The 26,443-nt window shown below is 53.3% G+C and carries 28 protein-coding genes; 22 read left to right on the forward strand and 6 right to left on the reverse strand.

The annotated features are described in order from the left end of the window. The first annotated feature begins 50 nt into the window (after window positions 1-50). From RGU70_RS09480 to RGU70_RS09490, 3 genes are all read left to right on the forward strand, one after another. Window positions 51-749 (forward strand): CoA transferase subunit A, encoded by a 699-nt coding sequence (locus RGU70_RS09480; RefSeq protein WP_322209148.1) that lies wholly within the window; start codon window positions 51-53, stop codon window positions 747-749. 143 nt (window positions 750-892) lie between these two features. Continuing rightward, complete coding sequence (locus RGU70_RS09485; RefSeq protein ID WP_322209149.1) at window positions 893-1,543, forward strand: 3-oxoacid CoA-transferase subunit B; 651 nt, start codon at window positions 893-895, stop codon at window positions 1,541-1,543. Between the two features lie 94 nt (window positions 1,544-1,637). Further along, complete coding sequence (locus tag RGU70_RS09490; protein ID WP_322209150.1) at window positions 1,638-2,093, forward strand: MaoC family dehydratase; 456 nt, start codon at window positions 1,638-1,640, stop codon at window positions 2,091-2,093. 209 nt (window positions 2,094-2,302) lie between these two features. Here the strand turns inward: RGU70_RS09490 and RGU70_RS09495 are convergent, their stop codons facing one another. The 4 genes from RGU70_RS09495 to RGU70_RS09510 form a co-directional block, all read right to left on the reverse strand. After that, a complete protein-coding gene (locus RGU70_RS09495; RefSeq protein ID WP_322209151.1) occupies window positions 2,303-2,995 on the reverse strand; it encodes a glutathione binding-like protein in 693 nt (230 codons plus the stop codon). Window positions 2,996-3,187: 192 nt separating this feature from the next. Next, window positions 3,188-4,318, reverse strand: coding sequence for a GNAT family N-acetyltransferase (locus RGU70_RS09500; RefSeq protein ID WP_322209152.1), 1,131 nt, complete (start codon window positions 4,316-4,318; stop codon window positions 3,188-3,190). 229 nt (window positions 4,319-4,547) lie between these two features. Continuing rightward, the gene (locus RGU70_RS09505; protein ID WP_416186500.1) at window positions 4,548-5,759 is read right to left on the reverse strand and encodes a pyridoxal phosphate-dependent aminotransferase; all 1,212 of its coding nucleotides are present in this window, start codon (window positions 5,757-5,759) and stop codon (window positions 4,548-4,550) included. Between the two features lie 13 nt (window positions 5,760-5,772). Beyond that, on the reverse strand, window positions 5,773-6,258 hold the full coding sequence (locus tag RGU70_RS09510; RefSeq protein ID WP_322209153.1) for a putative toxin-antitoxin system toxin component, PIN family: 486 nt from the start codon (window positions 6,256-6,258) through the stop codon (window positions 5,773-5,775). 36 nt (window positions 6,259-6,294) lie between these two features. On the opposite strand from RGU70_RS09510, the gene yaaA reads away from it, so the two are divergent. Further along, on the forward strand, window positions 6,295-7,077 hold the full coding sequence (yaaA, locus tag RGU70_RS09515; RefSeq protein ID WP_322209154.1) for a peroxide stress protein YaaA: 783 nt from the start codon (window positions 6,295-6,297) through the stop codon (window positions 7,075-7,077). A 93-nt stretch (window positions 7,078-7,170) separates the two neighbouring features. Here the strand turns inward: yaaA and RGU70_RS09520 are convergent, their stop codons facing one another. Continuing rightward, the gene (locus RGU70_RS09520; protein WP_322209155.1) at window positions 7,171-7,974 is read right to left on the reverse strand and encodes an outer membrane protein assembly factor BamD; all 804 of its coding nucleotides are present in this window, start codon (window positions 7,972-7,974) and stop codon (window positions 7,171-7,173) included. Between the two features lie 141 nt (window positions 7,975-8,115). Here RGU70_RS09520 and RGU70_RS09525 point away from each other — a divergent pair, with 141 nt between their 5' ends. After that, complete coding sequence (locus RGU70_RS09525) at window positions 8,116-9,105, forward strand: RluA family pseudouridine synthase (RefSeq protein ID WP_322210754.1); 990 nt, start codon at window positions 8,116-8,118, stop codon at window positions 9,103-9,105. 21 nt (window positions 9,106-9,126) lie between these two features. Beyond that, a complete protein-coding gene (gene pgeF / locus RGU70_RS09530; protein WP_322209156.1) occupies window positions 9,127-9,885 on the forward strand; it encodes a peptidoglycan editing factor PgeF in 759 nt (252 codons plus the stop codon). A 16-nt stretch (window positions 9,886-9,901) separates the two neighbouring features. Here pgeF and RGU70_RS09535 read toward each other — a convergent pair whose 3' ends face one another. Beyond that, window positions 9,902-10,126 carry a hypothetical protein gene (locus tag RGU70_RS09535; protein ID WP_322209157.1) on the reverse strand — a complete coding sequence of 75 codons (225 nt, stop codon included), beginning with the start codon at window positions 10,124-10,126 and terminating at the stop codon, window positions 9,902-9,904. 72 nt (window positions 10,127-10,198) lie between these two features. On the opposite strand from RGU70_RS09535, the gene RGU70_RS09540 reads away from it, so the two are divergent. The 16 genes from RGU70_RS09540 to RGU70_RS09615 all read left to right on the forward strand — a co-directional run bounded on the left by RGU70_RS09540 (window position 10,199) and on the right by RGU70_RS09615 (window position 26,366). Then, on the forward strand, window positions 10,199-11,920 hold the full coding sequence (locus tag RGU70_RS09540) for a class I poly(R)-hydroxyalkanoic acid synthase (protein ID WP_322209158.1): 1,722 nt from the start codon (window positions 10,199-10,201) through the stop codon (window positions 11,918-11,920). Window positions 11,921-12,034: 114 nt separating this feature from the next. After that, window positions 12,035-12,775, forward strand: coding sequence for a 3-ketoacyl-ACP reductase (locus RGU70_RS09545; RefSeq protein WP_322209159.1), 741 nt, complete (start codon window positions 12,035-12,037; stop codon window positions 12,773-12,775). 158 nt (window positions 12,776-12,933) lie between these two features. Beyond that, a complete protein-coding gene (gene phaR, locus RGU70_RS09550; protein WP_322209161.1) occupies window positions 12,934-13,491 on the forward strand; it encodes a polyhydroxyalkanoate synthesis repressor PhaR in 558 nt (185 codons plus the stop codon). 140 nt (window positions 13,492-13,631) lie between these two features. Further along, the gene (gene rimO / locus RGU70_RS09555; protein WP_322209162.1) at window positions 13,632-15,017 is read left to right on the forward strand and encodes a 30S ribosomal protein S12 methylthiotransferase RimO; all 1,386 of its coding nucleotides are present in this window, start codon (window positions 13,632-13,634) and stop codon (window positions 15,015-15,017) included. Window positions 15,018-15,019: 2 nt separating this feature from the next. Then, window positions 15,020-15,550, forward strand: a complete 531-nt coding sequence (locus RGU70_RS09560) for a hypothetical protein (protein ID WP_322209163.1) — start codon at window positions 15,020-15,022, stop codon at window positions 15,548-15,550. Window positions 15,551-15,706: 156 nt separating this feature from the next. Beyond that, on the forward strand, window positions 15,707-16,870 hold the full coding sequence (locus tag RGU70_RS09565) for a cystathionine beta-lyase (protein ID WP_322209164.1): 1,164 nt from the start codon (window positions 15,707-15,709) through the stop codon (window positions 16,868-16,870). Between the two features lie 418 nt (window positions 16,871-17,288). Then, complete coding sequence (flhD, locus tag RGU70_RS09570) at window positions 17,289-17,606, forward strand: flagellar transcriptional regulator FlhD (RefSeq protein ID WP_322209165.1); 318 nt, start codon at window positions 17,289-17,291, stop codon at window positions 17,604-17,606. Between the two features lie 82 nt (window positions 17,607-17,688). After that, window positions 17,689-18,255, forward strand: a complete 567-nt coding sequence (flhC, locus tag RGU70_RS09575; protein ID WP_322209166.1) for a flagellar transcriptional regulator FlhC — start codon at window positions 17,689-17,691, stop codon at window positions 18,253-18,255. 84 nt (window positions 18,256-18,339) lie between these two features. Continuing rightward, the gene (locus RGU70_RS09580) at window positions 18,340-19,065 is read left to right on the forward strand and encodes a class I SAM-dependent methyltransferase (RefSeq protein ID WP_322209167.1); all 726 of its coding nucleotides are present in this window, start codon (window positions 18,340-18,342) and stop codon (window positions 19,063-19,065) included. Window positions 19,066-19,248: 183 nt separating this feature from the next. Next, a complete protein-coding gene (gene motA, locus RGU70_RS09585; RefSeq protein WP_322209168.1) occupies window positions 19,249-20,109 on the forward strand; it encodes a flagellar motor stator protein MotA in 861 nt (286 codons plus the stop codon). Window positions 20,110-20,301: 192 nt separating this feature from the next. Further along, window positions 20,302-21,231, forward strand: coding sequence for a flagellar motor protein MotB (motB, locus tag RGU70_RS09590; protein ID WP_322209169.1), 930 nt, complete (start codon window positions 20,302-20,304; stop codon window positions 21,229-21,231). A 45-nt stretch (window positions 21,232-21,276) separates the two neighbouring features. Then, window positions 21,277-21,828: a chemotaxis protein gene (locus tag RGU70_RS09595; protein ID WP_322209170.1), complete on the forward strand. Its 552-nt coding sequence runs from the start codon at window positions 21,277-21,279 to the stop codon at window positions 21,826-21,828. A gap of 132 nt (window positions 21,829-21,960) precedes the next feature. Then, on the forward strand, window positions 21,961-22,326 hold the full coding sequence (locus RGU70_RS09600; protein ID WP_322209171.1) for a response regulator: 366 nt from the start codon (window positions 21,961-21,963) through the stop codon (window positions 22,324-22,326). A 156-nt stretch (window positions 22,327-22,482) separates the two neighbouring features. Beyond that, complete coding sequence (gene cheA / locus RGU70_RS09605; protein WP_322209172.1) at window positions 22,483-24,612, forward strand: chemotaxis protein CheA; 2,130 nt, start codon at window positions 22,483-22,485, stop codon at window positions 24,610-24,612. Window positions 24,613-24,636: 24 nt separating this feature from the next. Further along, window positions 24,637-25,143: a chemotaxis protein CheW gene (locus RGU70_RS09610; RefSeq protein ID WP_322209173.1), complete on the forward strand. Its 507-nt coding sequence runs from the start codon at window positions 24,637-24,639 to the stop codon at window positions 25,141-25,143. A gap of 242 nt (window positions 25,144-25,385) precedes the next feature. After that, window positions 25,386-26,366 (forward strand): sensor domain-containing diguanylate cyclase, encoded by a 981-nt coding sequence (locus tag RGU70_RS09615; protein WP_322209174.1) that lies wholly within the window; start codon window positions 25,386-25,388, stop codon window positions 26,364-26,366. Window positions 26,367-26,443: the final 77 nt, after the last annotated feature.

A 26,443-nucleotide genomic window follows, 5' to 3' on the forward strand; every position in this document is an offset into this window, starting at 1 on the left:
ACAAGTTATTTCAAACGTCAGTTTGATTCCTTACCTAGAGAGGGTGCTGCATGAATAAAGTATATCCGGACGCCAATACAGCCTTGGCCGATATCGTCAGTAATGGTCAGACAATCGCCGTGGGCGGTTTTGGCCTGTGCGGTATTCCAGAAGCACTGATCGCTGCCTTGCGCGATTCAGGCGTGCAGGATTTGACCGTGATTGCGAATAACGCGGGTGTTGATGGCTTCGGTCTGGGCCAATTGCTGACGACGCGCCAGATCAAAAAAATGATCGCGTCCTACGTCGGAGAAAACAAGGAATTCGAACGCCAATATCTGGCCGGCGAATTGCTGCTCGATTTCACTCCGCAAGGCACGCTGGCTGAAAAGCTGCGCGCCGGCGGTGCGGGCATTCCGGCTTTCTTTACCAAAACCGGTGTCGGAACGCTGGTCGCGGAAGGCAAGGAAATCCGCGAATTCGATGGCGAAAACTATGTGATGGAGCGGTCGCTGGTATCCGATGTGTCGCTGGTCAAGGCGCAAAAAGCGGATAAGGCCGGTAATCTGGTCTACAACAAAACAGCGCGTAACTTCAATCCGAACGTCGCGATGGCCGGAAAAATTACGGTTGCAGAAGTGGAAGAACTGGTCGAAATCGGTGAACTCGATCCCGATCAGATCCACACGCCGGGCATCTTCGTGCATCGCATTATCGTCAATGCCCATCCAGAAAAACGCATCGAACAACGCACCGTCAGCACGAAATAAGCGCCGGTCTGAATCACGGATAGGCGCCAGGGACGGGCTTCAGGTACGTTTAGTTAAGCAGACTTAGACAACTTTAGTTGAGCAGACTTAAGCAGAGCCCAGGCATCAGCGATGCCTGAGCGCAAACAATACGGAGAATACACATGGCTTGGACTCGCGATCAAATGGCGGCGCGCGCGGCGCTGGAATTGAAGGATGGTTTTTACGTCAACCTGGGCATAGGATTGCCGACGCTGGTGGCCAATCATGTGCCGTCGAACATCGAAGTATGGCTGCAATCGGAAAACGGTTTGCTGGGCATAGGCCCGTTTCCTACCGAAGACAAGATCGACGCCGATCTGATTAACGCCGGAAAACAAACGGTGACGACTTTGCCCGGTTCTTCATTTTTCAGTTCTGCCGATTCCTTTGGCATGATTCGCGGCGGCAAAATCAATCTGGCGATTCTGGGTGCGATGCAAGTGTCGAGCAAGGGCGATCTGGCCAACTGGATGATTCCCGGCAAGATGGTCAAGGGCATGGGTGGCGCGATGGATCTGGTGGCTGGCGTCAAGCGCGTTGTGGTGCTGATGGAGCATGTCGCCAAGAACAAGGACGGCAGCATTTCGCAAAAACTTTTGCCGGAATGCAATTTGCCGCTGACCGGTGTGGGCGTGGTCAATCTCATCATTACCGATCTCGGTGTGATCGAAGTGACACCGTCGGGCCTGAAGCTTATTGAGCTGGCGACCGATGTGACTAAAGAAGAAGTGATTGAGAAAACCGGCGCACCGCTCGACGTCAGCGCGGTCTAAGCGGTTCGGCTGATTCCTTATCGGCCTGTTAAAAATTCTGCGGCGCCCTGGCATGTTTGTCAGGGCGCCGTTTTTATTATTCGAGAGGCGGTATATGCGCGAAATTTCCACGCTGGCGGAATTAAAAGAGTTGGTCGGGCAGGAGATTGCTCTGACGGAGTGGATGGTGATCGACCAGCAGCGTGTCAACCTGTTTGCGGAAGCAACGGGCGACCGGCAGTGGATTCATGTCGATGTGGAAAGAAGCCGGCGTGAGTTGCCCTCCGGCGGCACGATTGCGCATGGTTTTCTGACGCTGGCGCTGATTCCTATGTGGCTGGAGCAGGCCATCAGCATGTCGGCAGTGGAGATGGCGTTGAATTACGGATTGGATCGCGTGCGTTTTCCTGCGCCACTACCGGTGGGCGACAAGGTGCGGGCGCGCATCGTACTGCTGGCAATGCAAGACATTGCCGGCGGTGTGCAGTTGACCTGGGAAATTACAGTCGAACGTGAAGGGGGCGAGAAACCGGTGTGTGTAGCGCAGTTCTTGATGCGGGCTTATCCCTGACGCGTAGTTTGAAGATCAGTCCGGGTGATGGCGGAAAATTTTACGGACTTGCTGATGATCTTGCTGCACGATGCAAACTCAGCGGCAAAGTGCATCGTACTCAAGTACATCGTGCTTAACTACATCGTGCTCAACTACATCGTGCTCAAGTACGGCGGTGTGGCTTGCTTCAAGTTTGCTGCGGCCGCCGTACTTCAGTCAGCGCCTGCCTATCGTTTTTTGAACTGGCTGGCACCGAACAGAATGTCCTTGGCTTTGTCGTCGGTCAGCGGTTTGCGCTGGTCGGCCAATACAGTGACGCCTTTTTGTACCGCCGGACGCGCAGCGATCTCATCGAACCAGCGTTTGACGTGAGGAAAATCTGCCAGCTCTACCCCTTGGTTGGCCCATGAGCGTATCCACGGGAACGAGGCTATGTCAGCAATCGTGTACTGGTGGCCGGCAAGGTAGAGGGACTGCGACAAACGCTTGTCCAGCACGCCATACAAGCGCTTGGCTTCATTGGTATAGCGGTTGACGGCGTATTCGATTTTTTCCGGGGCGTACAAGCGGAAGTGGTGCGCCTGTCCGAGCATTGGTCCCAGACCACCCATCTGGAACATCAGCCATTCCAGCACCATAAATTTTTCGCGGTCGCTGTCGCCCAAAAATTTTCCGGCTTTGCCTGCCAGATACACCAGAATCGCTCCCGATTCAAAAAGCGAAATAGGTTTACCGTCAGGGCCGTCGGCATCGACGATGGCGGGAATTTTATTGTTCGGAGAAATGCTTAAGAAATCCGGGGAGAACTGCTCGCCTGCACCAATATCAATGCTGTGGACGCGGTAGGGAAGGCCGCATTCTTCCAGCATGATGTGCACTTTGTGGCCGTTTGGCGTAGGCCAGCTATAGACGTCGATCATGGCATTGCTCCTTGTGTGGATAACGAAGATTTTTTTGTGGCGCGCGGGTGTGTCGCGGGTGTGTGCAAGACCTACTTTGATGCTTGCCCAGCAGATAATTCAGTGTAGCTGAATGCGTTGAAACGCGCTGTCGGGTCGCGGTTTCGGGAGTCAGGCGGAATGAGGCAGGCGCAGTGAATCAGGTGGAATGAATCAGGTGGAGTGCGACAGGCGGTGTGCAATCTTATAGCCGCGCAGCTGCTTGTAGATTCTGAAGAGCGGTGCTGCACGCAGACGTGGGGAGAGTTGAACTGCGCTGTAGGTCCATAAAACTTGCGGTTGCCAGCGCAACTTTGAATAGTCATTGCCGGTGGAGAGGTTGACACATTCAAAGGACTGCGCAATGGCCCATTGGATGGTGCGGACAACCAGTTTGGTCATGATGCTGTAGCGGCCCCAGGCAATGTCGTAGCCGGAATAATAGAGATAAAGGTGGCGTCCGCAAATCAAGCCGATGCGCGTGGCAACGACTTCATCATTAATAACTATTTGGAAAATACGCAGGCAATTTTTTGCGGCCATTGCTTGTGCGTAAGCGGATAAAAATTGCTGGCTCTTATCTTCCGAAAAAGCATTTGCATGTGGCACGGTGTTGTTGATTTTTGATCGCAGTGCATGCAATCGGAAGAATGTTTGTAGTGCGAAGGGGGTCTCTTCAGCGCTGCTGATAATGCGGAAGTCATGCGTGATATTGGCGCGTTTGAGGCTATTGGTGCATTTGCGGAGTGCTTCTTTCATGTTGCGTGATAAGCCGGCTTTCAATGTGTCCCATGTCGCAGGCAGTGGCAGGTAATACATTGGACGTGGGCTGCAGGCAAGGGTATCGAAGGACGCGTGCTGATCGGCCTGGGATTGCGTCAGGTTGGGCCATTCCACCCAGTCCCATTGTTGCTTGTGTTGTGCGAGATAAATTTGTATCGCCGCCATTGCCTGGTCAGCGTATTCGGGACGGCAAAGCAATCCACGAACCTCGGTGAGGTTGGGGTCTGCGCCCAGGAATTGCAGTATTCGGATATCGAACATGCCCATACCTGGCAGGATGCTGATGCTCATGGGGGCAATGGCGACTAATTCGCCCGACGTATTGCGAAGGGCGAAGGTATGCAGCTCATTGCGTCTTAGTAGCGAGGTGGAGCGCAGATGCTGCCACCAAAGAATATTCCAGCATGCAGAGGTAAATGGGATGCGAAAAGAATGAATTGCGTCCAGTGCATCCCATTCGTGCGACAACGAAATCAAGCGATCGATATCGCGGATAATTTCGAGTTGTAATTCTTCGCACATTATTTGTCTTTACAAAATTTTGCACCAATTTACATCTTTTTCGCCTTGAGCATTGAAAAATGTAAAGAGTGATTCACTGTAAAAGATAAGCAGGTGCGGTCAGCGCATATCCGGCAGTGCCTTTTCGCTGCCGAGCATGATGGAAAGACAGCGAGATAAATCGTTTATTTCATTACGAAGTTTCATTGCGGGATTTCACTGCGGAATTTCAATGCGGGATTTCAATACATCAAATCGCCGCGAGCCGTTTTAGCGCGAGTTGAAGCGTTTCATCCTTTTTGGCAAAGCAGAAACGCACGATGCCGGATTCTTTCGGCTGGGCGTAAAACGCCGATACCGGAATCGCCGCCACACCCAGTTCGGTGGTGAGCCATTTTGAGAAATCAGCTTCCGATTTATCGGAAATGGCGCGGTAGTCGACGCATTGGAAATAGGTGCCGCCGGAAGGTACCAGTTTGAAACGGGTGTTTTTCAAACCGTCGAGAAACAGGTCGCGCTTGCGTTGATAAAACGCGGGCAGTTCCAGATAGGGTGCAGGATTTTTCATGTAAGCGGCCAGTGCGTACTGCACCGGGGTGTTGACCGTAAACACATTGAACTGATGCACCTTGCGGAATTCGGCGCTGAGCGCTGCCGGTGCGGCGACGTAGCCGACTTTCCAGCCGGTCACATGATAGGTCTTGCCGAAACTGGAGTTGACGAAGCTGCGCGCGGCCAGTTCGGGATGCCGGCAAAGCGAGGCATGCTCCCGACCGTCGAACACCATGTGTTCATAGACCTCATCGGACAGGATCAGGATGTCGGTGCCGCGGACGATATCGGCCAGTTTTTCCAGGTCGCTGGTATCGAGTACCGAACCGGTTGGATTGTGCGGCGTATTGACCATGATCATGCGGGTACGAGGGCTGACCGCCGCAGCGACTTTATCCCATGGCACGGTATAGCCGGTTTCGCCCAGTTGCATTTGCACGAATACGGGTGTGCCACCGGCCAGTTCGATCGCGGGGACATAACTGTCGTAGGCGGGTTCAATGACGATCACTTCATCGCCTGTGCGCACGCAGCACAGGAGCGTGGTGAGAATGCCTTGCGTCGCGCCAGCGGTGACGGTGATTTCGCTTGCTGCATCGTAGCGATGGCCGTACAGCGCTTCGATTTTGTCGGCGATGGCAGTGCGCAATACCGGCACGCCGGTCATGGGCGGATATTGATTTAAGCCTTGTTTCATGGCGTCGGTGACGGCATCGATCAGCGCGGGGTCGCAATCGAAATCGGGAAACCCCTGACCCAGATTGACCGCGCCATGTTCGCTGGCGAGCGCCGACATGACGGTGAAAATAGTCGTGCCGACGCGCGGCAGTTTGGTTTCCAGAGCGGGGGTGACGGGCAAGCGATCAGGTGTGGAATTAGTCATGGCAGTGGTGGAGTGAGGAATGTTCATCAAGGCGGTCATTTTAGAGCAGCGGACAAAACCCGGCTTGCGTTGTTGTGCCGGCCTTGTTTTCGTCCGCGAGAGCCCAGGCTTGCGGGGGAATGATCGCAAACAGGCCGCTACGTCTTGCTTTGCCGGCGCATTTGAGCAGAGCTTTGTCTTTGGTGATCAGATACTGCGCCCCCGATTGGTAGGCCAGTTCCAGAAATTTCTGGTCGTCGGGGTCGCTGCATACCGGCAGGCGGATGTCGCATTCTGATACGGGCATCGGCAGGCAGGGGATTAAAGCGTCGAAGTCGGTTTGCGTAGCGGGCAGCAGGGCGCTGGGCGGGAGATGCTTGTAGTTCAGTACCAGCTGCCACTCGCGGCGGCAATCCTCGCGTGTGATGGCTTGCAGCGTGCCATTGCGCAAGGCTGCCAGCAGCGCCGCCCAGCGCGGATCGTAAAAAACGAAGAGGTCGAGGCAGACGTTGGTGTCGAGTACGACGATGTCGGGTTTCTGTATCATGGCGGCATTGTAAATTCTTATTGGACGAGGGCGCATATGCTCATGGTTTTATCTCCGGCGAAATCCTTGGATTACGACACTCCGGCTAACACTGAGCTGCACACGCAGCCTGATTTTATCGATCATTCAGCGGAGCTGATTGCGTTGCTGAAACAGCAGTCGCCCGCGCAGATCGCCAGTCTGATGCATATTTCTGATCCGCTTGCGGCATTGAATGTGGAACGCTACGCCAGCTGGTCGCGCAAGTTCACCACGGCTAACGCTAAACAGGCGGTGCTGGCGTTCAATGGCGATGTCTACGAGGGACTGGGCGCGGCTTCGCTCACGGCAAAGCAACTGGGCTATGTGCAGTCGCATCTGCGTATTTTGTCGGGCTTGTACGGGGTATTGCGGCCGCTGGACCTGATGCAGCCTTATCGGCTGGAAATGGGAACGAAGTTGCCGAATGCCGGTGGCAAGGACTTATACGCATTCTGGGGCGACCGCGTTACACAGGCCCTGAATGCTGAATTGTCGGCGCAGGGCGGTAAAAATAAGGTGCTGCTCAATCTGGCGTCGGAAGAGTACTTCAAGGCAGTGCGCCCCAAAGTGCTGGAGGCGCAGGTGATTACACCGGTATTTGAGGATTGGAAAAATGGCAAATATAAAATCATTTCCTTCTACGCCAAACGCGCACGCGGGCTGATGGCGCGCTACGCGGCAGTCCATGCAGTGAAACGGCCGGAAGATTTGCTGGCATTTGATAGCGAGTCTTACGCGTATGAGGCCCAGGCATCGACGGCGACGACGTGGGTTTTCCGGCGTCGGATAGCGGAGTAACAATAAAAAAGCCCGCATCGAAATGCGGGCTTTGGGACGAAGCTGGATCAGTTTTCGGAAAGAAGCCGTTTGCAGGCTTCTTTTTTTATTCTGTTACCAGATTTTCCACCATGGTGATTTCTCGTCTTTCGGGGCATTCCTTGGATCAATGCCCAACTCGCTGTTTTTGATGATGCGGTCGGTGTCATCGCGCAACTGGTTTTGGCCTAAGGCGTTGTAGGAGTCACGCATGATATACAGCGCTTTGGTCGTCGCTTCAGAATTCGGGTAATCGCTCACCGCCGCCTGGGCGCGGTTGACTGCCGAGATATAAGCGCCGCGCCGGTAGTAGTACTCGGCGACGTGGACCTCATGCTGCACCATCGCGTTAATCAGGTACTTCATGCGGGCGATGGCGTCCGGCGTGTATGGACTGTTGGGGAATTTCGTCGCCAACATTTTGAAGGAGTCAAAGGCGTCCCGCATGGCTTTCGGATCGCGTTCGGTATCGTCCTGATGGGAGAAAATGTCGAAGATGCTCGAGTGCTCATTGAAATTGACCAGCCCGCGCAAGTAGTACATGTAATCGACGTTCGGATGATTCGGGTGCAGTTTGATGAACCGGTCTGCCGCTGCCAATGCTTCCGGCTGTTCTTTCAGGCGGTAGTGGGCATAGGCGATATCCATTTGCGCTTGTTGCGCAAAAGTGCCGAACGGAAAGCGGGATTCGAGTTTTTCGAAGTACTTGATGGACTTCTCATAACCACCCTGATCGAGTTCGTCCTTGGCTTCCGCGTATAATTTGCCGGCAGACCAACCGACTGTTTCATCCTTCTGCTCGGGAATTAAGCCGCAGGCAGACAGTGCGAAGGATAAGGCGATGGCGGTGGCGATGCATTTCAATAAGATTTTTTGCATGACGTTCTAAAAATATACGGGTAAAAGAAATATTCACCTGACCGATTTTCAATCAAACGATTTCTAAGACGATTATAGCTGATGGCATCATTAAGCAAGCCTTCCCTGGCTAAAAAGAAAACCAGCCCGGAAGTGATCGAGATGGAGCAGACCCCTGACGCCCATCCCGAACCCGAATTCGATATCGAACCAATTCACGTGCAATTCACCGACGACGACTGCGGGACCCGGCTGGACAAGGCCTTGTCTGCATTGTTGCCGCAGTATTCACGCGGCCGCATTCAGCAATGGATAGAAGAAGGGCAAGTGACCGTTGACGGTGCCACTGCCAAAATCAGGATGATTGTGCTGGGCGATGAAAAAGTACAGATTCTTCCGCAACCCGCGCCTGACGAGCAGGCATTCACGCCGGAAGATATTCCGCTCGATATCGTCTATGAAGATGCGGCGATCCTGGTGGTTAATAAACCTGCCGGTCTGGTAGTGCATCCTGGTGCAGGCAACTGGAGCGGTACGCTGCTCAATGGTCTGCTGCACTATTGTCCGTCTCTGGTGGGGGTGCCGCGCGCCGGTATCGTGCATCGTCTGGATAAAGATACCAGCGGCTTGATGGTCGTCGGTAAAACACTGGTGTCGCAAACCGATCTGGTGCGCCAGTTGCAGGCGCGTACGGTCAAGCGTCAGTATCTGTCGCTGGTATGGGGCACGCCGCAATTGTCGGGCACCATCGATGCGTCGATAGCGCGGCATCCGCGTGATCGCATCAAGATGGGCGTATCGGAAAGTTTGTCGGCCAAACCGGCCATCACGCATTACGAACGACTGGCCGGCGGTTTGCTGGACCGGCGCTCGGTCAGTCTGATGCACTGCAAGCTCGAAACCGGACGCACGCACCAGATTCGGGTGCACATGCAATCGCTGGGTTTCGCACTGGTCGGTGATGCGCTTTACGGCAAAACACATTTGACGTCGGCGTTCGATCGTCAGGCCTTGCAGGCCTGGCGCTTGGGGTTGATTCATCCCACTACCGGCGAGCAATGCGAATGGACCGTGCCGCTGGCAGACGATTTCCTTGAGTTGCTGGAACGCGCCGGTATTGATATCGACGAAGCGCTCGCTTCGCATATTTGAGTATCTGAGCATCGGACACGCATGGAGTTGCTGATCCCTGACTGGCCCTCTTTACCACCGCACATCGGTGCGCTGACGACGCTGCGCAGCGGCGGCTATAGCCAGGGTGTGTATGCCGGCAGCGATGGCCGCGGAGGGCTGAATCTGGGGTCGCATGTTAAAGACGATGCCCTGCATGTACAACAAAACCGTGCCTTGCTAGGCCGCATCCTGCCGACCGCGCCGGTCTGGCTGTCGCAAGTACACGGGATTCGCGTGCTGGATGTGACCGGTGCTGATCCTGCTGTTGTTCCGGCCGCCGATGCCTGTCTGGCAACCCGGTCCGGCAGCATTTGTTCCATTCTGACTGCAGATTGCCTCCCGGTACTATTTTGTGACGCGGGCGGCGAAGTGGTGGCGGCCGCACATGCTGGCTGGCGTGGTCTGGCCGATGGCGTGCTGGAAAGTACGCTGGCGGCCATGCGTCGCGCCGGAGCCCAGGAGATTAGTGCATGGTTGGGGCCTGCGATCGGGCCGCAATGTTTTGAGGTGGGTATGGAGGTAAGGCAGATTTTTATGGAGCGCAATCCGCTGCATGGAGCCGCCTTTCAGCCTCTTGAAAACAGACCGGGTAAATACATGGCGGACATCTATGCGCTGGCCCGACGCGTGCTGACAGGGGCCGGCGTGCGTGCCATTTTTGGTGGCGACCTATGCACAGTCAGTGATGCGCAGCGGTTTTATTCCTATCGTCGCGATCGCGATACAGGCCGCATGGCCACCTTAATCTGGATCAAGTAGCGCATCAACGCATGCGTCAACTTGCCGATTCGTCCTCTTTTTCAGCGGCGGATTGCATCGCTTTCAATTTCTCTTGCTTTTGACGATTCCGCTTGCGCTGCGGTGTTCCCATCAGGTATAAAACTACAGAGAGAGGGAAAACACCGTACAAGAGAAAAGTCATCACGCCCGCGGTAGCGGATTGCTCGGTGATCGCCATCATGAACACCACGTACATCCAACCGATGGCAACGATATACATAAAATTCCAATCCTTCTCTGAAGTCAAATTAAAGACAAACGATAAAAACCGCAACCATACGCGAAAACTCCCATGAGCATGGATAAGCCCGATTATTTAGCCGCATGGCTGTCGCAGTATGCGGATCCACAAAAATGGAACCTGCCGGTCGCCATGCCGTCTGGCATTGCGCCCGTTGTCCCAGACTTAGAAGAAACGCTGAAATCCTTCGACATCAGCCTCGACCAAGCGCAAACGCTCAAATTGCAGCAAGAATATATTGAGCAGTATTCTGCCCTTTGCAGCGATATGGCCGCCGCGCGCGAACCGGCGCTGACCGACAAACGCTTCTCGGCTCCTGCCTGGCACTCCAGCGCCTACTTCGCTTTTCAGGCGGCCAGCTATCAGTTAAACGCTCACTTTTTAAATGCGATGGCCGAGACGGTACAGGCGCAGCCGAAAGTGAAGCAGCGCATTCGCTTCGCAGTACAGCAAATGGTCGATGCCTTATCGCCGGCCAATTTTCTGGCGACTAACCCGGACGCACAGCAAAAAATCATCGATACGCAAGGCGAAAGTCTGACGCAAGGCATCACGCAAATGATTGCCGATATGGGTAAAGGCCATATTTCCCTGACCGATGAAACCGCATTCGAGATCGGCAAAAATGTCGCGACGACAGCCGGCGCGGTGGTGTTTGAAAATCCGCTGTTCCAGTTAATTCAATACGCGCCGCTGACGAAAACCGTGCATCAGAAGCCGCTGCTGATCGTTCCACCGTGCATCAACAAATTTTATATTCTCGATTTGCAGCCGCAAAATTCGCTCGTTCGTTACGCGGTAGAGCAGGGGCATACCGTGTTCCTCGTTTCGTGGCGCAATGCCGATGCCTCGCTGGAACAAGCGACCTGGGATGACTACATCAGCAAGGCCGCCATCGAGGCAATTCACGTTGTGCAAAACATCAGCGGACAAGCGCAGATCAACGCGTTGGGATTTTGTGTCGGCGGAACCATTTTGTCTTGTGCGCTGGCGGCGCTTTACGCCCGAGGTGAAAAGCCGCTGGCGAGTCTGACGCTACTGACGGCCTTCCTCGATTTTTCAGATGTCGGCGCGATCGACGTCTATATCGACGAAATGCAACTGGCGATGCGCGAACAAAAAATAGGGCAGGGCGGACTGATGGCGGGCGGAGATTTTTCCAGCGCTTTTTCCAGTCTTCGTCCTAACGATTTGCTGTGGAATTACGTTGAGTCGAATTACCTCAAAGGCGAGGCCCCGACCCCCTTTGATTTGCTCTACTGGAATGCCGACAGTACCAATTTGCCCGGCCCGATGTTTTGCTATTACCTGCGGCAGATGTATCTGGAAAACGCCCTCAAAACACCGAATCGCCTGACGATGACCGGAGAGTCTATCGATTTGCGAAAAATCGATGCGCCCTGTTTTATTTATGCCTCGCGCGAGGATCACATTGTTCCCTGGAAATCGGCATACGCATCGACGTCGCTGCTTAACCCGGGCAAGCCAAAGAAAAACCGTTTCGTGTTGGGCGCTTCCGGTCATATCGCCGGCGTGATTAATCCCCCACCGAAAAACAAGCGTTGTTACTGGATCAATGAGGCTCCTGCTGCGGATGCGGAAAGCTGGCTGGCCGGTGCTGAAGAACATCCGGGAAGCTGGTGGGGCGCATGGTCTGAATTTCTATCCGGTCATGCCGGGAAAATGGTCGCTGCGCCGCGCAAGCCGGGCGCTGCCGCTTATCCGGCGATTGAATCTGCGCCAGGTCGCTACGTTAAGGTAAGAGCGGTCTGATGGGGTATCGGGTGGAGGTCCGTTGGTGGACACCACCCTTGGGAGTGTTGTAAAGTTGGGACGCAGTAGTGAGCAGCTAAGAATAGCGATGACTAATCATAAAGGGGACAAAAAATGACAAAACGCATCGCATACGTGACCGGTGGCATGGGTGGCATCGGCACCCCGATTTGTACCCGTCTGTGCAAGGACGGCTATACGGTAGTGGCGGGATGCGGTCCGAATTCTTCGCGCAAGGCAAAATGGCTGACCGACATGCGCGCACAGGGTTTTGATATCCATGCGTCGGAAGGCAATGTTGCTGATTGGGAATCGACCAAGGCGGCGTTTGAAAAGGTGATCGCTGAAATCGGCCCGGTTGATATTCTGGTCAACAATGCCGGCATTACGCGCGACGTTCAGTTTCGCAAGATGACCAAAACCGACTGGGATTCGGTGATCGATACCAACCTCAATTCTCTGTTCAATGTGACGAAGCAAGTCATCGAGGGAATGGCTGAACGCGGTTGGGGGCGGATCATCAATATCTCGTCGGTCAACGGTCAGAAAGGCCAGTTCGGGCAGACCAATTATTCCACCGCCAAGGCCGGCATTCACGGGTTTACGATGGCGCTGGCGCAAGAAGTGGCGACCAAAGGTGTGACGGTCAATACCGTATCGCCGGGTTATGTCGGAACCGAGATGGTGCGGGCGATTCGTCCGGAAGTACTGGAAAAAATCATCTCTGGTATTCCGCTCAAGCGCCTGGCTGAACCGGAAGAAATTGCCTCTATCGTAGCCTGGATTGCCTCCGACGAAGGTGGCTATGCTACCGGCTCGGACTTCTCCCTGAATGGCGGCTTGCACATGGGTTAAGTTCGTTGATGCAAGGCGGGTGTACATTCGTATTTCTGCCTTGCACGTACAATGAACAGATTGAGTGATAAAGCGTAGCGGGTGTTGTGTTGGTTACACCGTTACTAAACCAGGATTACCGAGGTATTGCGGCACCGAACAGAAGGTGGGAATGAGTAATGAGTAAAGCAAAGAAAAGCACTGAGCGCCTGATCAAGAAGTATCCCAATCGCCGCTTGTACGATACGCAAACCAGTTCTTACATCACCTTGTCCGATGTCAAACAGCTGGTGCTGGAGGACGATGTGTTTACCGTAGTGGACGCAAAAACCAGCGACGACCTGACACGCAGCATCCTGTTGCAGATTATTCTGGAAGAAGAGTCGCACGGCATGCCGATGTTTTCCAGCGCAGCCCTGACGCAAATTATTCGATATTACGGCCACGCCATGCAGGGCATGATGGGCTCGTATCTGGAAGAAAATATCCAGGCTTTCATTGATATTCAAAACAAGCTGACGGGAAATTCCAAAGGTCTGAGTGACGGCAAGCCCTTCAGTCCTGAAATGTGGACTCAGTTCATGAACGTCCAGGGGCCGATGATGCAGGGAATGATGAGCAACTACATCGAACAGAGCAAGAGCCTGTTCATCCAGATGCAGGAACAAATGCAAAGCCAGACCAAAAACATGTTCGGCAATTATGCTTTTGTCCCGACTGAGCCGCCAAACAAGTAAGTTATTGGCGCACACCTGTTGCAAGCTTGCACCGCCGCATCTGCATCAATGATGCCATCTTGACCCTATCTGCGGCGGTCAAATCAGGCTTCGGTCCGCTAGAGGTACAATAGAGGATTCGTTTTAGTCACAAGTCCCTCATGTCCATAGCTCCCCCGCTTTCTCCCTCATCCCCGCCACTCACCGCACCCAAGATAGGTTTCGTGTCCCTCGGCTGCCCCAAAGCGCTGGTGGATTCTGAACAAATCCTGACGCAGCTGCGCGCGGAAGGTTACGATACTGCCGCCTCTTATGAGGGAGCGGATCTGGTCATCGTCAATACCTGCGGTTTTATCGATGCAGCGGTGCAGGAATCGCTGGACGCCATTGGCGAAGCACTTAGCGAAAACGGCAAGGTCATCGTGACCGGCTGTCTCGGGGCAAAAAAAGACACCGATGGCGACGATCTGATCCAGAAAATCCATCCCAAGGTACTGGCCGTAACCGGCCCGCACGCGCTGACCGAAGTGATGCAGGCGGTGCATATTCACCTGCCCAAGCCGCATGCTCCGTTTTTCGATCTGCTGCCGGCGCAAGGCGTCAAGCTGACACCCAAGCATTACGCCTATCTGAAAATATCCGAAGGATGCAATCATCGCTGCAGTTTCTGCATCATTCCATCGATGCGCGGCGATCTGGTGTCGAGGCAAGTGGCCGACATCATGCTGGAAGCGGAAAATCTGTTTAAAGCCGGGGTCAAGGAATTGCTGGTGATTTCGCAAGATACCAGCGCTTACGGCGTTGACATGCGCTTCCGCATGGGATTCTGGAATGGTAAGCCGGTCAAAACCCACATGACGCAACTGGTGACCGCGCTCGGTGAACTGGCGCAGCAATACGGTGCCTGGGTGCGTCTGCATTATGTCTATCCTTACCCGCACGTCGATCACATCATTCCATTGATGAATGGCGGCCATGTATTGCCTTATCTCGATGTGCCGCTACAGCACGCGCATCCCGACGTGCTCAAGCGGATGAAGCGTCCCGCCAGCGGTGAAAAAAATATCGAGCGCATCCAGGCCTGGCGCGCACTTTGCCCTGACCTGACGATACGCTCCACCTTCATCGCCGGTTTTCCGGGCGAGACGGAACAGGAATTCGAATATCTGCTGGACTTCCTGAAGGAAGCGCAAATCGACCGCCTGGGCTGCTTTGCCTATTCGGCAGTCGAAGGCGCAACGGCGAACGAGCTGGCCAATCCGGTCCCCGAAGAAGTGCGTGAAGAGCGGCGCGGCCGCGTCATGCTGCTGCAAGAAGAAATTTCTAAGAAGCGCTTGCAGGCCAAGATCGGCACCACGATCCGGGTGCTGATTGACGAAGTTGATCGCACCGGCGGCATCGGTCGGTCCAGTGCCGATGCGCCTGAAATCGATGGCGTTGTCTACGTCAAGCCTCCGTTTGAACCGCATAAAAAACTGACTGTCGGCAGCTTTGTCGACGTCACCGTCACTGCCGCTGACGCGCATGACCTGTGGGCTGCGGCCTGATCATGCGTGCTTTGTCGGTAAGCCTTGTTTTGTTGGTGTCTGCCGCAGTATCGGGCGTAGCGATCGCTGCTGATATGACGACCGGGTCGGCCGGCCCGTTGGCGGCCTCAGCGTCCAATCCACCTGTTGCGACTGTCGTAGTCCCTGCCGCAAGCTCGGCACTCGGCACTTTGCTGTCGCGGCCAGTGGTATTGAACGGCTTGCTTGGCGACGCTTCCATACAAGTGTATTTGCACCCAAAGACTGATGAAAAAGAAAGTGTCGAAGGGACCTACTTTTTCCTCGGACAGCCAAAACAAATCCTTCTCGCCGGCGAGTTCGAGCAAGACGATCTGGTCATGGAAGAATCGGCCAACGGTCGCGATGTATCCGGTCAGTGGCAAGGCAAGTTGACCGGGACGACTCTGAGCGGCACCTGGACTTCCGACGATGGCGATGTCAGTAAGCCGTTTGTGCTGACGGCCGAAGAGCGCCGTCCAGCTTCTTCGCTACCTTTGCCGGGGATACGACGTAAATACACGCCGGGACAATAAACGCTCACAGTGGTTGTAGCAGCGGCTGTAGCAGTGGCTCCAGACAGTTTGCCAGCGTAAGCGGTCAGATTGAACCCGGCGATAGGGAGGGAATTCCCACCGGCGTCCGTTATCAGTGCGGTACGCCGGTCATCATCGATTGAAACGAGGTCATCAGTGAACAAGCCCGCTTTGCAAACCACCATGATTCACAGCGACTATGAGGCACCTGCCGGTTTTGAGGCTTTGTCCGTCCCTATCCATCACGCTTCCACTATTCTGTTCAAGGATCTGGCGTCCATGCGCGCCCGAAACTGGCAGGAAAAAAATTCCTATACCTACGGACTCCACGGCACGCCAACGTCCTTCGCGCTAGAGGGTCGGCTGGCCGAAATCGAAGGCGGCAAGTATTGCCGTCTGGCCCCGAGCGGTCTGGCGGCGATTGCGATGGTCAATTTTGCTTTGCTCAAAAGCGGTGACGATCTCCTGATACCGGAAAATGCCTATGGCCCAAGTGGCGAACTGGGTCATTGGCTGCGGCGCGATTTCGGCATCACGGTGCGGACCTACGATCCTCTGATCGGCGCGGGAATTGCCGATCTCATCCTTCCCAATACCCGGCTGATCTGGACCGAGGCACCCGGTTCGGTCACGATGGAAGTGCCGGATATTCCCGCCATTTGCCGCGCGGCGCATGAACGTGGCGTTCCGGTTGCGCTGGACAATACCTGGTCTGCCGGGCTGGCGTTCAAGCCGTTTGCGCATGGGATCGATATCACGATGCAGGCGCTGACCAAATATCAGTCGGGCGGGTCTGACGTGCTGATGGGCGCTGCGATCACCTGCGATCCGGAACTGCATCAAAAAATTGAGCGCGCCCATATGCTGCTGGGGCTGGGTGTGGGGATGGATGACGTGTACCTGATACTGCGCAGCTTGCCGAGCATGAAGCTGCGTTTCGACGCCCACGATAGCGCCGCCAGAAAGCTGGCTGCCTGGCTACAGACGCGTACCGAAATTGCCACTGTGCTGCACCCGGCCTTTGCCGATTGCCCCGGCCATGAAAACTGGAAGCGCGACTTTACGGGTGCCGCTGGCTTGTTTTCCGTCGTTTTCGACCCGCGCTATACGGAAGAGCAGACCGATCGCTTCGTCGAAAGCTTGCAGTTGTTCAAAATCGGCTTTAGCTGGGGCGGTGCTGCCAGCCTGTGCGTGCCTTATCGGGTGCATACGATGCGTAAAAACTGGGCGCATCAAGGTCAATTGGTTCGGATGAATGTCGGACTGGAAGCCGTTGAGGATTTGATTGCCGATATGGAGCAGGCATTTTTAAGAATGTAAGCTCTGTTCGACGCTTTGTTTTGCGCTGGATTTGAGATGATATGAGCATGTCAGGACGCAGCCGTATTGTTAGCGAAATCCACTGCATTCTTTTGACATCGCAGCAAGATGACTGATTTTGTGACAAAAAATCAACAAAAAGCATTTTTTCAGCAATCAATTTGATTGTCTAAAAAACACATTTTGTATCATCTTCTCGCAACACCTTCTTGCGAAGATGCCGTCTCCAAGCCCCTCATCGATATAGTCCTACTGCGCTGAATCTGACGAATACTAATTTGTAAGACAAACGCCTACATTCGCTGTAGGCGTTTGTCGTTGAAAAATACCGAAAAAGACTTATTTGCCGTCTTCCGTAAGCCCTTCAGAATCCACCAATGGCAATAAACCGTAACCGGTTTTCTGGAGAGGGATGGACATGGACACAAACGATATGATGGGCGAGATTCGCGACGCTAATCTGAGCTATCTGATGCTGGCACAGCAAATGGTCCGTTCCGACAAGGCAACTGCCATTTTCCGCCTCGGTATCAGCGGTGAAATCGCCGAACTCCTGATCGGTCTGAGCAACGCCCAAATCCTCCGTCTGGCCGATACCAATATGATGCTGACCCGCTTTCGCTTCGACGATGTGGCGATATTGGGGATGTTGACCAATTACAACAAAGATAAAAATCTCGCCCAGTCGCATGCGGCGATTTTGATGGCAGGCCAACCGATAGAGGAAATTCAATAATTTCCCTACTGGTTAATACGAGGGAGATCCTCTCGCAGCGGCATCACATCAACGGTTTGCAATCAGTCATCAAAGGTGATCTATGGCGAAGAAAAGCGTAATCACGGAAGCACAGGACATTCAGTTAGCCATTGAACTGATCAGGCTTGGTGCGCGGCTGCAATTGCTGGAGTCAGAAACCTCGCTATCGCGTGAACGTCTGCTGAAGCTGTACAAGGAACTGAAAGGCATCTCGCCACCCAAGGGGATGCTGCCGTTTTCTACCGACTGGTTCATCACCTGGCAGCCGAATATCCATTCGTCGCTCTTCATCAATATCCATAAGTATCTGGTCGATCACGCCAGCGTGACTGGCGTCGGGGCGATCATGAAAGCCTATCAGCTCTATCTTGAGCAAGTCGGCCATATCAATAGTGCGGAACAAGCTGTGTTGTCGCTCACGCGCGCCTGGACTCTGGTGCGTTTCTTTGAAAGCAAAATGCTGAGCACGGCTCCCTGCAGCAAATGCGGCGGCCATTTCGTGGTGCATAGGCTGGACTTGCATCATGGCTATCTGTGCGGTTTGTGCCACATGCCTTCGCGTGCCGGCAAAACCAAGAAGGCTAAAGATCTTGCCATCGAAGCAGTCGCTATTGAAATACTCCTCTGATTACTGCCTCGTTGCGTGAGTAAGGCTCTCGCCCCTTCGGAATCGCTCCGCCGGTCTTTCTTGCATGCGCCAGCGATACAGGCATTGTTCATTTCCCTTTTGGCCGTGGCGCTTATCAGTCTGTCTGATTTTGCGTTGGAAAATTATGCCGGAATAGTTTTTCCTCGCTGGCTCAATGTTTTGCTACAGGGATTGGTTGCCGCGATCATTGCCCGGGCGCGTGGAATGGCCATGTGGTGGTGGGGCATCCTGTTGATCTTTCCTGGTGCTGCCGCGCTCGTGAATGCATGGCAATTACCGCCACTATTCTTCTTTGTGGGATTCATTTTTCTCCTGCTCCTGTTCTGGAGCACGTTCCGCAGTCAGGTTCCTTTTTACCCTTCGCGTCCGTCGACATGGGCTGCCGTCGCGAGTGTGCTGCCATCTGGACGACCCTTGCGTTTTATCGACATAGGCAGCGGTTTGGGAGGCTTGGTATTGAATCTGGCGCGAGTCCGCCCCGACAGTCATTTTGTCGGTATAGAAATTGCCCCGCTGCCTTGGTTGATCAGCCGTCTGCGTGCATTTTTCACCGGTAGCGCGAGTAGTTTTGTACTTGGTAATTACCATGCCCTGGATTTCGCCGGGTACGACGTCATTTTCGCGTATCTGTCACCGGCAGCGATGGTGCAATTGTGGGACAAGGCATCCCGGGAAATGGTAACCGGTAGCATCTTGCTCAGTTATGAATTCCTGATACCGGAGGTGCCTCCCGATTTTGTGATTCAGCCTCGACCAGGGTCGCCGATTTTGTACGGTTGGCATATGTAAGCGCAAAGAGCTGTGTTACATTTTCATCAAGCTATCAAGTTTCGTGCGTTTTTGACGTAATCGATAAATGCGGCATTGTTTCTGTGAAATTTTGGATTAGTTGCGCCAACGGAAGAGCGTTATCGGTTATAAGCTGTATGCGATAAAAAAATCATTGAATGTCTCAGCGCAGGGGAGTGCGATTTGTTTGTCATCATTGGATATGTAATTGTTTGTTTCTCCGTTTTTGGCGGGTTTGCCATGGGCGGCGGGCATCTCGGCGCACTGTTTCAGCCGCTTGAATTGCTGATGATCGGCGGTGCCGGTGCCGGCGCTTTCATGGTGGGCAATACCACCACGGCAATCAAGGCGACGATCAAGGCATTGCCGGGTATTTTCAAAGGCTCTCGTTATAACAAAGCCTTGTACATGGAATTGATGTCGATGTTGTTTGAGATATTGACCAAGGCGCGCAAGGAAGGCTTGATGTCGATCGAAAGCGATATCGAAGACCCTCACGCCAGCGCCATCTTCAGCAAATACAGCAATGTCATCGCCGATCATCATCTGATTGAATTCCTGACCGATTACTTGCGCCTGATGGTATCGGGAAATATGGATGCGTTTCAAATCGAAAACCTGATGGATAACGAAATTGAAACCCATCATCATGAAGGCGAAGTTCCTGCGCATTGCATCGCCAAACTGGGCGATGGTTTGCCGGCTTTCGGTATCGTGGCGGCGGTGATGGGGGTGGTGCATACGATGGAGTCGGTGGGTATTCCACCGTCCGAGCTGGGCATGCTGATCGCGCATGCGCTGGTGGGTACCTTCCTGGGTATTTTGCTAGCCTACGGTTTTGTTGGTCCTCTTTCGGGATTGCTGGAGCAGAAGCTGCACGAATCCACCAAAGTATTTCAATGCGTCAAAGTAGCCTTACTCGCCAGTCTGAACGGCTACGCGCCGGCGCTATCGATTGAGTTTGGACGCAAGGTTTTATTCTCCACCGATCGTCCGACGTTTCTGGAACTGGAATCGCACGTTAAAAACTCCAAAAACAAGTAAGGGAGCCGCTGATGAAGCTGCTGCGCAGTGCAATTTCAGGACGGCGACGTTCACCGCACTCAAGTACAGCGGCGTTCCTTACCCTCGATTTCGGGTGACTCACTCCCCTTTATCCGCGGTTCCATAAGGCAGTAGCTGGAAGACTGTCCCTGCAATCTTAACCATTAACCATTAACCGCAACAGGAGTTCGCATGGCCGATGAAGGGCTACGCCCCATTATCGTCAAACGCATCAAAAAAGGCGGTGGCGGCCATCATGGCGGCGCATGGAAGATTGCCTACGCCGATTTTGTGACGGCGATGATGGCGTTTTTTCTGCTGATGTGGCTGTTGGGTTCGACTGCCAAAGGCGATTTGAACGGTATTGCTGAATTTTTCAAGACGCCATTAAAGGTGGCTATGGCAGGCGGTTCTGGTAGCGGCGATGCGTCGAGTATCTTGCCGGGCGGGGGTAAGGATTTGACGCGGCAAGATGGCCAGCTGCGACGAGGTCAAAACGACACCCCTAGCAAGAAGACCACTCAACGCGCGGCCAAGCAGGAGGCGCAGCGCATTGAAATGGAAAAGCTCAAAGAATTGAAGAAGCGCATTGAAGAAGCAATCGAGGCCAGTCCGAGCCTGAGTCAGTTCAAGAAACAGCTCTTGCTCGACATCACAACCGAGGGGCTGCGGATACAGATTGTCGATGAAAAAAATCGTCCGATGTTTGCCTTGGCGAAAGCAGATTTGCAGCCTTACACCAGGGACATTCTGCGTGAAATTGGCAAGGTACTGAATGACGTGCCGAATAAAATCAGCTTGTCAGGACATACGGATGCGACTCCTTACGCGACCGGCGAAAAAAGATATAGCAACTGGGAGTTGTCGGCCGATCGCGCTAACGCCTCGCGTCGCGAACTGATTGCCGGCGGCATGGACGAGTCGAAGTTGCTGAGGGTGGTTGGTTTATCCTCCGCAGTTTTGCTGGACAAGGAAGATCCTTTCAATCCAATTAATCGCCGAATCAGCATTATCGTCATGAATAAAGAAACTGAAGAAGCAATTGAAAAAGACAGCGGCGCGTTGGAGGTATCCACTGATGCGGACGTAAAGGAAGGCTTGGCGATACCGGCCGGCAAATAACAAAAATTCACTGACCTCTCTGTTGCGCAGAAAGGAAAATATCAAATGACCAATACAAAAATGCTGCATGAGATCAAACGAATGCTGTTTGACGTCGCCGGAGGCGGCAGCAGGCAGCTGACGGAAGTCGAAACCGACTTATTGCAGACCAATATTCTGCTGTCGGAAGCGATCGATAAGTTGGGTGCCAGTTTCATCTTGCTGCATCAATCCGTGCGCAATCAACAAGACACGATGGAACTGCTGCTCGATCCCCGGCAATTGGCCGTTCCTCAACTCAAGGATCGTCTCAAGGAGATGGGTAACGATATCGATACGCAAGTTAACTCAGTCGTTACCTGTCTTCAGTTTCAGGATATGACTAGTCAGTTGATCGAGCGCATTCTCAAGCGGGTGATTGGTTTGCGCAATGTGCTCGGTGTGCTTGAAACCAGCAGCTTTGAATTTTCCGCAGAGAATGAAGAAACCGAGGCCGTGGTGGATCTTTTGAGGGCAACCAATCTGACGATGGAAGAACAATTGATAGCACTTGAAAACGGTTTATGGAAAACAGTTCGTCAAAAACACATGCAAAGTGGCGACATAGATTTGTTTTAGATATGTAGTTGCGGCTACGAGCGAAAACGCTTCGAGAAAACGCGTGAATTTATGTATCCATGACGGTTTTGTGCTGTGAATGCGGCATAATGCCTGAATGTAAGAATAAGCAATTGAGAACGGGGAATTAAGATGGCAAAAACGATACTTGCAGTGGATGATTCTGGTTCATTGCGTCAGATGGTGGTGTTCAGTCTGAAGGCTGCCGGTTATCAGGTCGTCGAAGCAGTTGATGGACAGGATGGTCTGGAAAAAGCGAAGGCTCAAACTTTTGATTTGGTGCTGACCGATCAAAACATGCCGCGCATGGATGGTCTGACATTTATTCGTTCTTTGCGCGCCCTGACGAGCTATCAAAAAATACCCATCCTGATGCTCACGACAGAGTTCAGTGAGGAAATGAAAGCCAAAGGTAAAGCAGCGGGTGCGAACGGTTGGCTGGTCAAACCTTTCGATCCGCAGCGATTGACCGAAGTCGTCAAAAAAGTCATCGGTTAGTCGCAGCCCGGACAACTTTTGCAAATGCTGACATAACGATAAAAACGGCGCGAACAACGAACTCGGTGTTTAGCGGTACTTTGAACGGCCATGACGCCGTGATGAAAAACCAGCGATAGCAAAATATGAGCAAAACAGCCGCGGTGGAGCTTTATCATGACCATTGATATGAGCCAGTTTTTTCAAGTGTTTTTCGAGGAGACCGACGAAGGTCTCGCGGAAATGGAAAAGCTATTGTTGGGAATCAATATCGCGGATCCCGATCCCGAAGATCTCAACGCAATTTTCCGTGCGGCCCATTCGATCAAGGGTGGCGCATCGACTTTCGGCATGAACGACCTCGCCGAAGTGACCCACGTATTGGAATCCCTTCTGGACGGCTTGCGCAAAGGCGAAATGGCCTTGACGTCGCAGCACGTCGATGCGTTTCTGGCAGCCAAGGACATGCTCAAGGCGATGGTGGATGGTCATCGTTATGGCTCTGCCGTTGACTTGAATTCCGTTACAGGGCTGACAGCCTTACTCAAAAAATTGTCACAAGGCGGCGCTGCTGTCCCAGTACCGGTCGCGGTAGTTGCACCGGCACCCGCACAGCCAGAAGAGGTGCTGCGTTACCGCATCGAATTACCGGCAATCACGGATCGTGATACCGAAGCATTGACCCAGGAACTCGGTTTGTTAGGGGCGGTAGAAAAGCTGGCGCTGGATCACGAGGGTTGTGCATTCTTGCTCAATACCAGCGCGAGCCGGGATGACATCATCGCTTTATGTTCCTTCATCGTGAACGCGGACGACCTGAAAATTACGTTTGTCGCGCAGACGCAAGAAGAGAAGCAGGGTTATGGATTTATTGCTCCTTTTTCGCCGATCAATGCCACCGAGGAAGAGCGCGGATTTGGTTTCTTCGCGCCTTTTGTGCCTCAAAATTTGAGCGACGAAGAACGCGGGTATGGATTTTTTACCGATGAGCCCTCTGCAAGTCCAGAGGAAATCGTCAGACCTGTGGACAGCGCAGCTGAGGCACTGACGGCAGAGGTTGTCGAAGACGCCGGTGAAAAAAAGCATGTCTCCAAGCGTGATGAGAAAGCAGTTGCGCATGAATCCTCGTCGATACGGGTCGGTATTGAAAAGGTCGATCAGCTGATTAACCTGGTTGGTGAGCTGGTAATTACGCAAGCCATGATCGAGCAGCGCACCGATTCGCTCGATCCCATGGTGCATGAACGCTTGCTTAACAGTGTCAACCAGCTGACCCGTAACACGCGCGACTTGCAGGAAGCCGTAATGTCTATCCGCATGATGCCGATGGATTATGTGTTCTCACGTTTTCCGCGCATGGTGCGTGATCTGGCGACTAAGCTGGGCAAACGGGTGGAATTTCTGACGCGTGGTGCCGGTACCGAACTGGATAAGGGCTTGATTGAGCGTATCGTTGATCCGCTGACGCATCTGGTGCGTAATAGTGTTGATCACGGTATAGAAATGCCGGACGTCCGTTTGAGTGCGGGCAAGGGCGATACAGGTCGTCTTACGTTGTCTGCCGAACATCACGGCGGCAATATTCTCATTGAGGTGATCGACGATGGCGGTGGTTTGAGCCGCGAGCGCATTCTCGCCAAAGCCCGGCAGCAAGGGATGCCGGTAAGTGATTCGCTTACTGATAATGACGTCTGGCAATTAATTTTCGAGCCGGGCTTTTCGACTGCGGAGATCGTCACCGATGTCTCTGGTCGGGGTGTCGGCATGGATGTGGTTAAACGCAACATTACCGCAATGGGGGGTACGGTTGGAATCACCTCCGCCAAGGGATTGGGCACGACGATTTCTATTTCCCTGCCTCTGACGCTGGCTATTCTGGACGGTATGTCAATTCGCATTGGCGAGGAAGTCTATATTTTGCCGCTGGGATACGTGATCGAATCATTGCAACCGGCCAAAGACGATATCAAAGAAATAAGCGGGCAGGGTACGGTGATCAAAGTGCGTGGAGAATATCTGCCTTTGATACCGCTATATCAACTTTTTGGTATTGTCCCGACGTATACTGACCCCGCACAAGGTTTAGTTGTCATCTTGGAGTCTGCAGGAAAGAAGGCCGCATTGTTCGTGGACGATCTGGTTGGCCAGCAGCAAGTCGTGGTGAAGAACCTCGAGTCAAATTATCGTAAGGTTGCCGGAATTTCTGGTGCTACTATTCTTGGTGACGGTGGAGTTGCCTTGATTATCGATGTTGCTGCGCTTTTGCGCTCCAGCCGGCAGTTAAGCCCTGAGGCTGTTTATTCGTGATTATTAAAAAAGAAGGTTCCTATCATGTCAGATAACGCTATCAAAAGTGCATCGAGCTTCGGTGAAAAAACCGACAACACAGGCAATGAATTTCTTGCCTTCACTTTGGGTAAGGAAGAGTACGGCATCGATATCCTGAAGGTTCAGGAAATCCGTGGCTACGAAGCCGTTACGCGTATCGCAAATTCCCCTGAATTTATCAAAGGGGTCGTGAACCTGCGAGGGATCATCGTCCCCATCGTGGATATGCGGATTAAATTCAAACTGGGCGAGCCGACATACGATCAGTTTACGGTCGTTATCATCCTGAACATTTTTGGTCGCGTGGTTGGCATGGTTGTCGACAGCGTATCGGATGTGATCACGCTCGATGCCGAGCAAGTCAAGCCAGCACCTGAAATGGGTACGACTTTCGATTCCGACTATCTGATCGGTCTCGGCACTCTGGACGAACGCATGCTGATTCTGGTGGATATCGACAAACTGATGTCCAGCGCCGACATGGGTCTGCTGGAAAAACTGGCGGCTTAATATGGCTCAATGCAGGTCAATGCAGTAAGCGGTGCAACGCCAGGATCCGATAGCGATCTTGTCTGGCGATGTAATAAAAAATGGGTGTTGTCAGCTTTGCTGGCAGCGCCTTTTTTTTACGTTAAATTTTTAAGCGATGAATGCGAGTAATTTTCTTGTTTGGCCTACAGAAAACCGCGGCACGGTCGATACCAAAGACATAGCGTGCAACATGGCACACCGGTCAACCTCGTGGGCAAGTGATGACAACAACAAATCTTCCCTTATTTGATTCATTCCCTGCCAATACCCTGCATGCCTTCGGGTTTTTCAACGTCAACGCAGAAATGCGTTTCGACCGGCTCTCTCGCCTGGCTCGGCGTTTATTCAATGTGCCGATTGCGTTCGTCAGCATGGTGGACGCCAGAAATGCCATCACCAAGACGCCGCATGTCAACGGACTCACTCCGCATGCCAGTGACGATATTCTGATCGTTCCGGATACGGTACTGGATGCGCGTTTCAATGACAGTCCGCTGGTAACGGGCAGCCCCAATATCCGGTTTTATGCCGGCTGCCCGATCAGCATTGGCAATGGCGAAAAATTGGGCACGCTTTGCCTGATCGATCAACAGCCGCGTTCATTTGATGCCGCTGATCTGGCACTGTTACTGGATCTGGCGCAGATGGCCGATCAGGAACTGGCCGCCATGGAGCTGGCGACGATAGATGAACTGACCAAACTGTACAACCGGCGCGGCTTCGAGGCAGCGGGATCGCATGGGCTGAGTTTGTGCGCGCGTCTGGAGACGCCGGTGTCCATGCTGTATTTCGATCTGGATATGTTCAAGTGCATTAACGATCGCTTCGGCCATGCGGAAGGTGATTTTGCGTTGAAAAATTTTGCGCGGATATTGACCGAGACTCTGCGCAAATCGGATGTGATCGGACGTCTGGGCGGCGACGAATTTGCCGTGCTGCTGACCAATACTTCACCGGCGCAAGCCGCGCGGACGCTGCAACATCTGGAGCAAGCCGTACGAGGCTATAACGGCAGTAACGAGCGTGGTTACGAATTACGTTACAGCGTTGGGTATGTGCAGTATCAGCCGACGTTGCATCCGACTCTGGCTGAACTGATGCAGCATGCCGATACGCTGATGTATGAAAATAAAAAGCAGTCACCGAATCTCATCGGAAAAACGGTAACGCGATTTTTGAAGCTGGTTTCCAGCCGCAAATAAGGGTGTCAGAGGGAAGGCTTGCTGCGCACATCGGCATGTCATCACGAAACATGGCTTGAGGAGGGCGTTGCGGCTTG

Origin of the sequence: Herbaspirillum sp. RTI4 (genome assembly GCF_034313965.1) — a bacterium.
Classification (GTDB): Bacteria; Pseudomonadota; Gammaproteobacteria; order Burkholderiales; family Burkholderiaceae_D; genus Herbaspirillum.

Coding starts and splice junctions, on each gene's coding strand:
- RGU70_RS09480 (WP_322209148.1), top strand. CDS start 51: ATGAATAAAGTATATCCGGACGCCAATACAGCCTTGGCCGATATCGTC.
- RGU70_RS09485 (WP_322209149.1), top strand. CDS start 893: ATGGCTTGGACTCGCGATCAAATGGCGGCGCGCGCGGCGCTGGAATTG.
- RGU70_RS09490 (WP_322209150.1), top strand. CDS start 1,638: ATGCGCGAAATTTCCACGCTGGCGGAATTAAAAGAGTTGGTCGGGCAG.
- RGU70_RS09495 (WP_322209151.1), bottom strand. CDS start 2,995: ATGATCGACGTCTATAGCTGGCCTACGCCAAACGGCCACAAAGTGCAC.
- RGU70_RS09500 (WP_322209152.1), bottom strand. CDS start 4,318: ATGTGCGAAGAATTACAACTCGAAATTATCCGCGATATCGATCGCTTG.
- RGU70_RS09505 (WP_416186500.1), bottom strand. CDS start 5,759: ATGAACATTCCTCACTCCACCACTGCCATGACTAATTCCACACCTGAT.
- RGU70_RS09510 (WP_322209153.1), bottom strand. CDS start 6,258: ATGATACAGAAACCCGACATCGTCGTACTCGACACCAACGTCTGCCTC.
- yaaA (WP_322209154.1), top strand. CDS start 6,295: ATGCTCATGGTTTTATCTCCGGCGAAATCCTTGGATTACGACACTCCG.
- RGU70_RS09520 (WP_322209155.1), bottom strand. CDS start 7,974: ATGCAAAAAATCTTATTGAAATGCATCGCCACCGCCATCGCCTTATCC.
- RGU70_RS09525 (WP_322210754.1), top strand. CDS start 8,116: ATGGAGCAGACCCCTGACGCCCATCCCGAACCCGAATTCGATATCGAA.
- pgeF (WP_322209156.1), top strand. CDS start 9,127: ATGGAGTTGCTGATCCCTGACTGGCCCTCTTTACCACCGCACATCGGT.
- RGU70_RS09535 (WP_322209157.1), bottom strand. CDS start 10,126: ATGTATATCGTTGCCATCGGTTGGATGTACGTGGTGTTCATGATGGCG.
- RGU70_RS09540 (WP_322209158.1), top strand. CDS start 10,199: ATGAGCATGGATAAGCCCGATTATTTAGCCGCATGGCTGTCGCAGTAT.
- RGU70_RS09545 (WP_322209159.1), top strand. CDS start 12,035: ATGACAAAACGCATCGCATACGTGACCGGTGGCATGGGTGGCATCGGC.
- phaR (WP_322209161.1), top strand. CDS start 12,934: ATGAGTAAAGCAAAGAAAAGCACTGAGCGCCTGATCAAGAAGTATCCC.
- rimO (WP_322209162.1), top strand. CDS start 13,632: ATGTCCATAGCTCCCCCGCTTTCTCCCTCATCCCCGCCACTCACCGCA.
- RGU70_RS09560 (WP_322209163.1), top strand. CDS start 15,020: ATGCGTGCTTTGTCGGTAAGCCTTGTTTTGTTGGTGTCTGCCGCAGTA.
- flhD (WP_322209165.1), top strand. CDS start 17,289: ATGGACACAAACGATATGATGGGCGAGATTCGCGACGCTAATCTGAGC.
- flhC (WP_322209166.1), top strand. CDS start 17,689: ATGGCGAAGAAAAGCGTAATCACGGAAGCACAGGACATTCAGTTAGCC.
- motB (WP_322209169.1), top strand. CDS start 20,302: ATGGCCGATGAAGGGCTACGCCCCATTATCGTCAAACGCATCAAAAAA.
- RGU70_RS09595 (WP_322209170.1), top strand. CDS start 21,277: ATGACCAATACAAAAATGCTGCATGAGATCAAACGAATGCTGTTTGAC.
- RGU70_RS09600 (WP_322209171.1), top strand. CDS start 21,961: ATGGCAAAAACGATACTTGCAGTGGATGATTCTGGTTCATTGCGTCAG.
- cheA (WP_322209172.1), top strand. CDS start 22,483: ATGACCATTGATATGAGCCAGTTTTTTCAAGTGTTTTTCGAGGAGACC.
- RGU70_RS09610 (WP_322209173.1), top strand. CDS start 24,637: ATGTCAGATAACGCTATCAAAAGTGCATCGAGCTTCGGTGAAAAAACC.
- RGU70_RS09615 (WP_322209174.1), top strand. CDS start 25,386: ATGACAACAACAAATCTTCCCTTATTTGATTCATTCCCTGCCAATACC.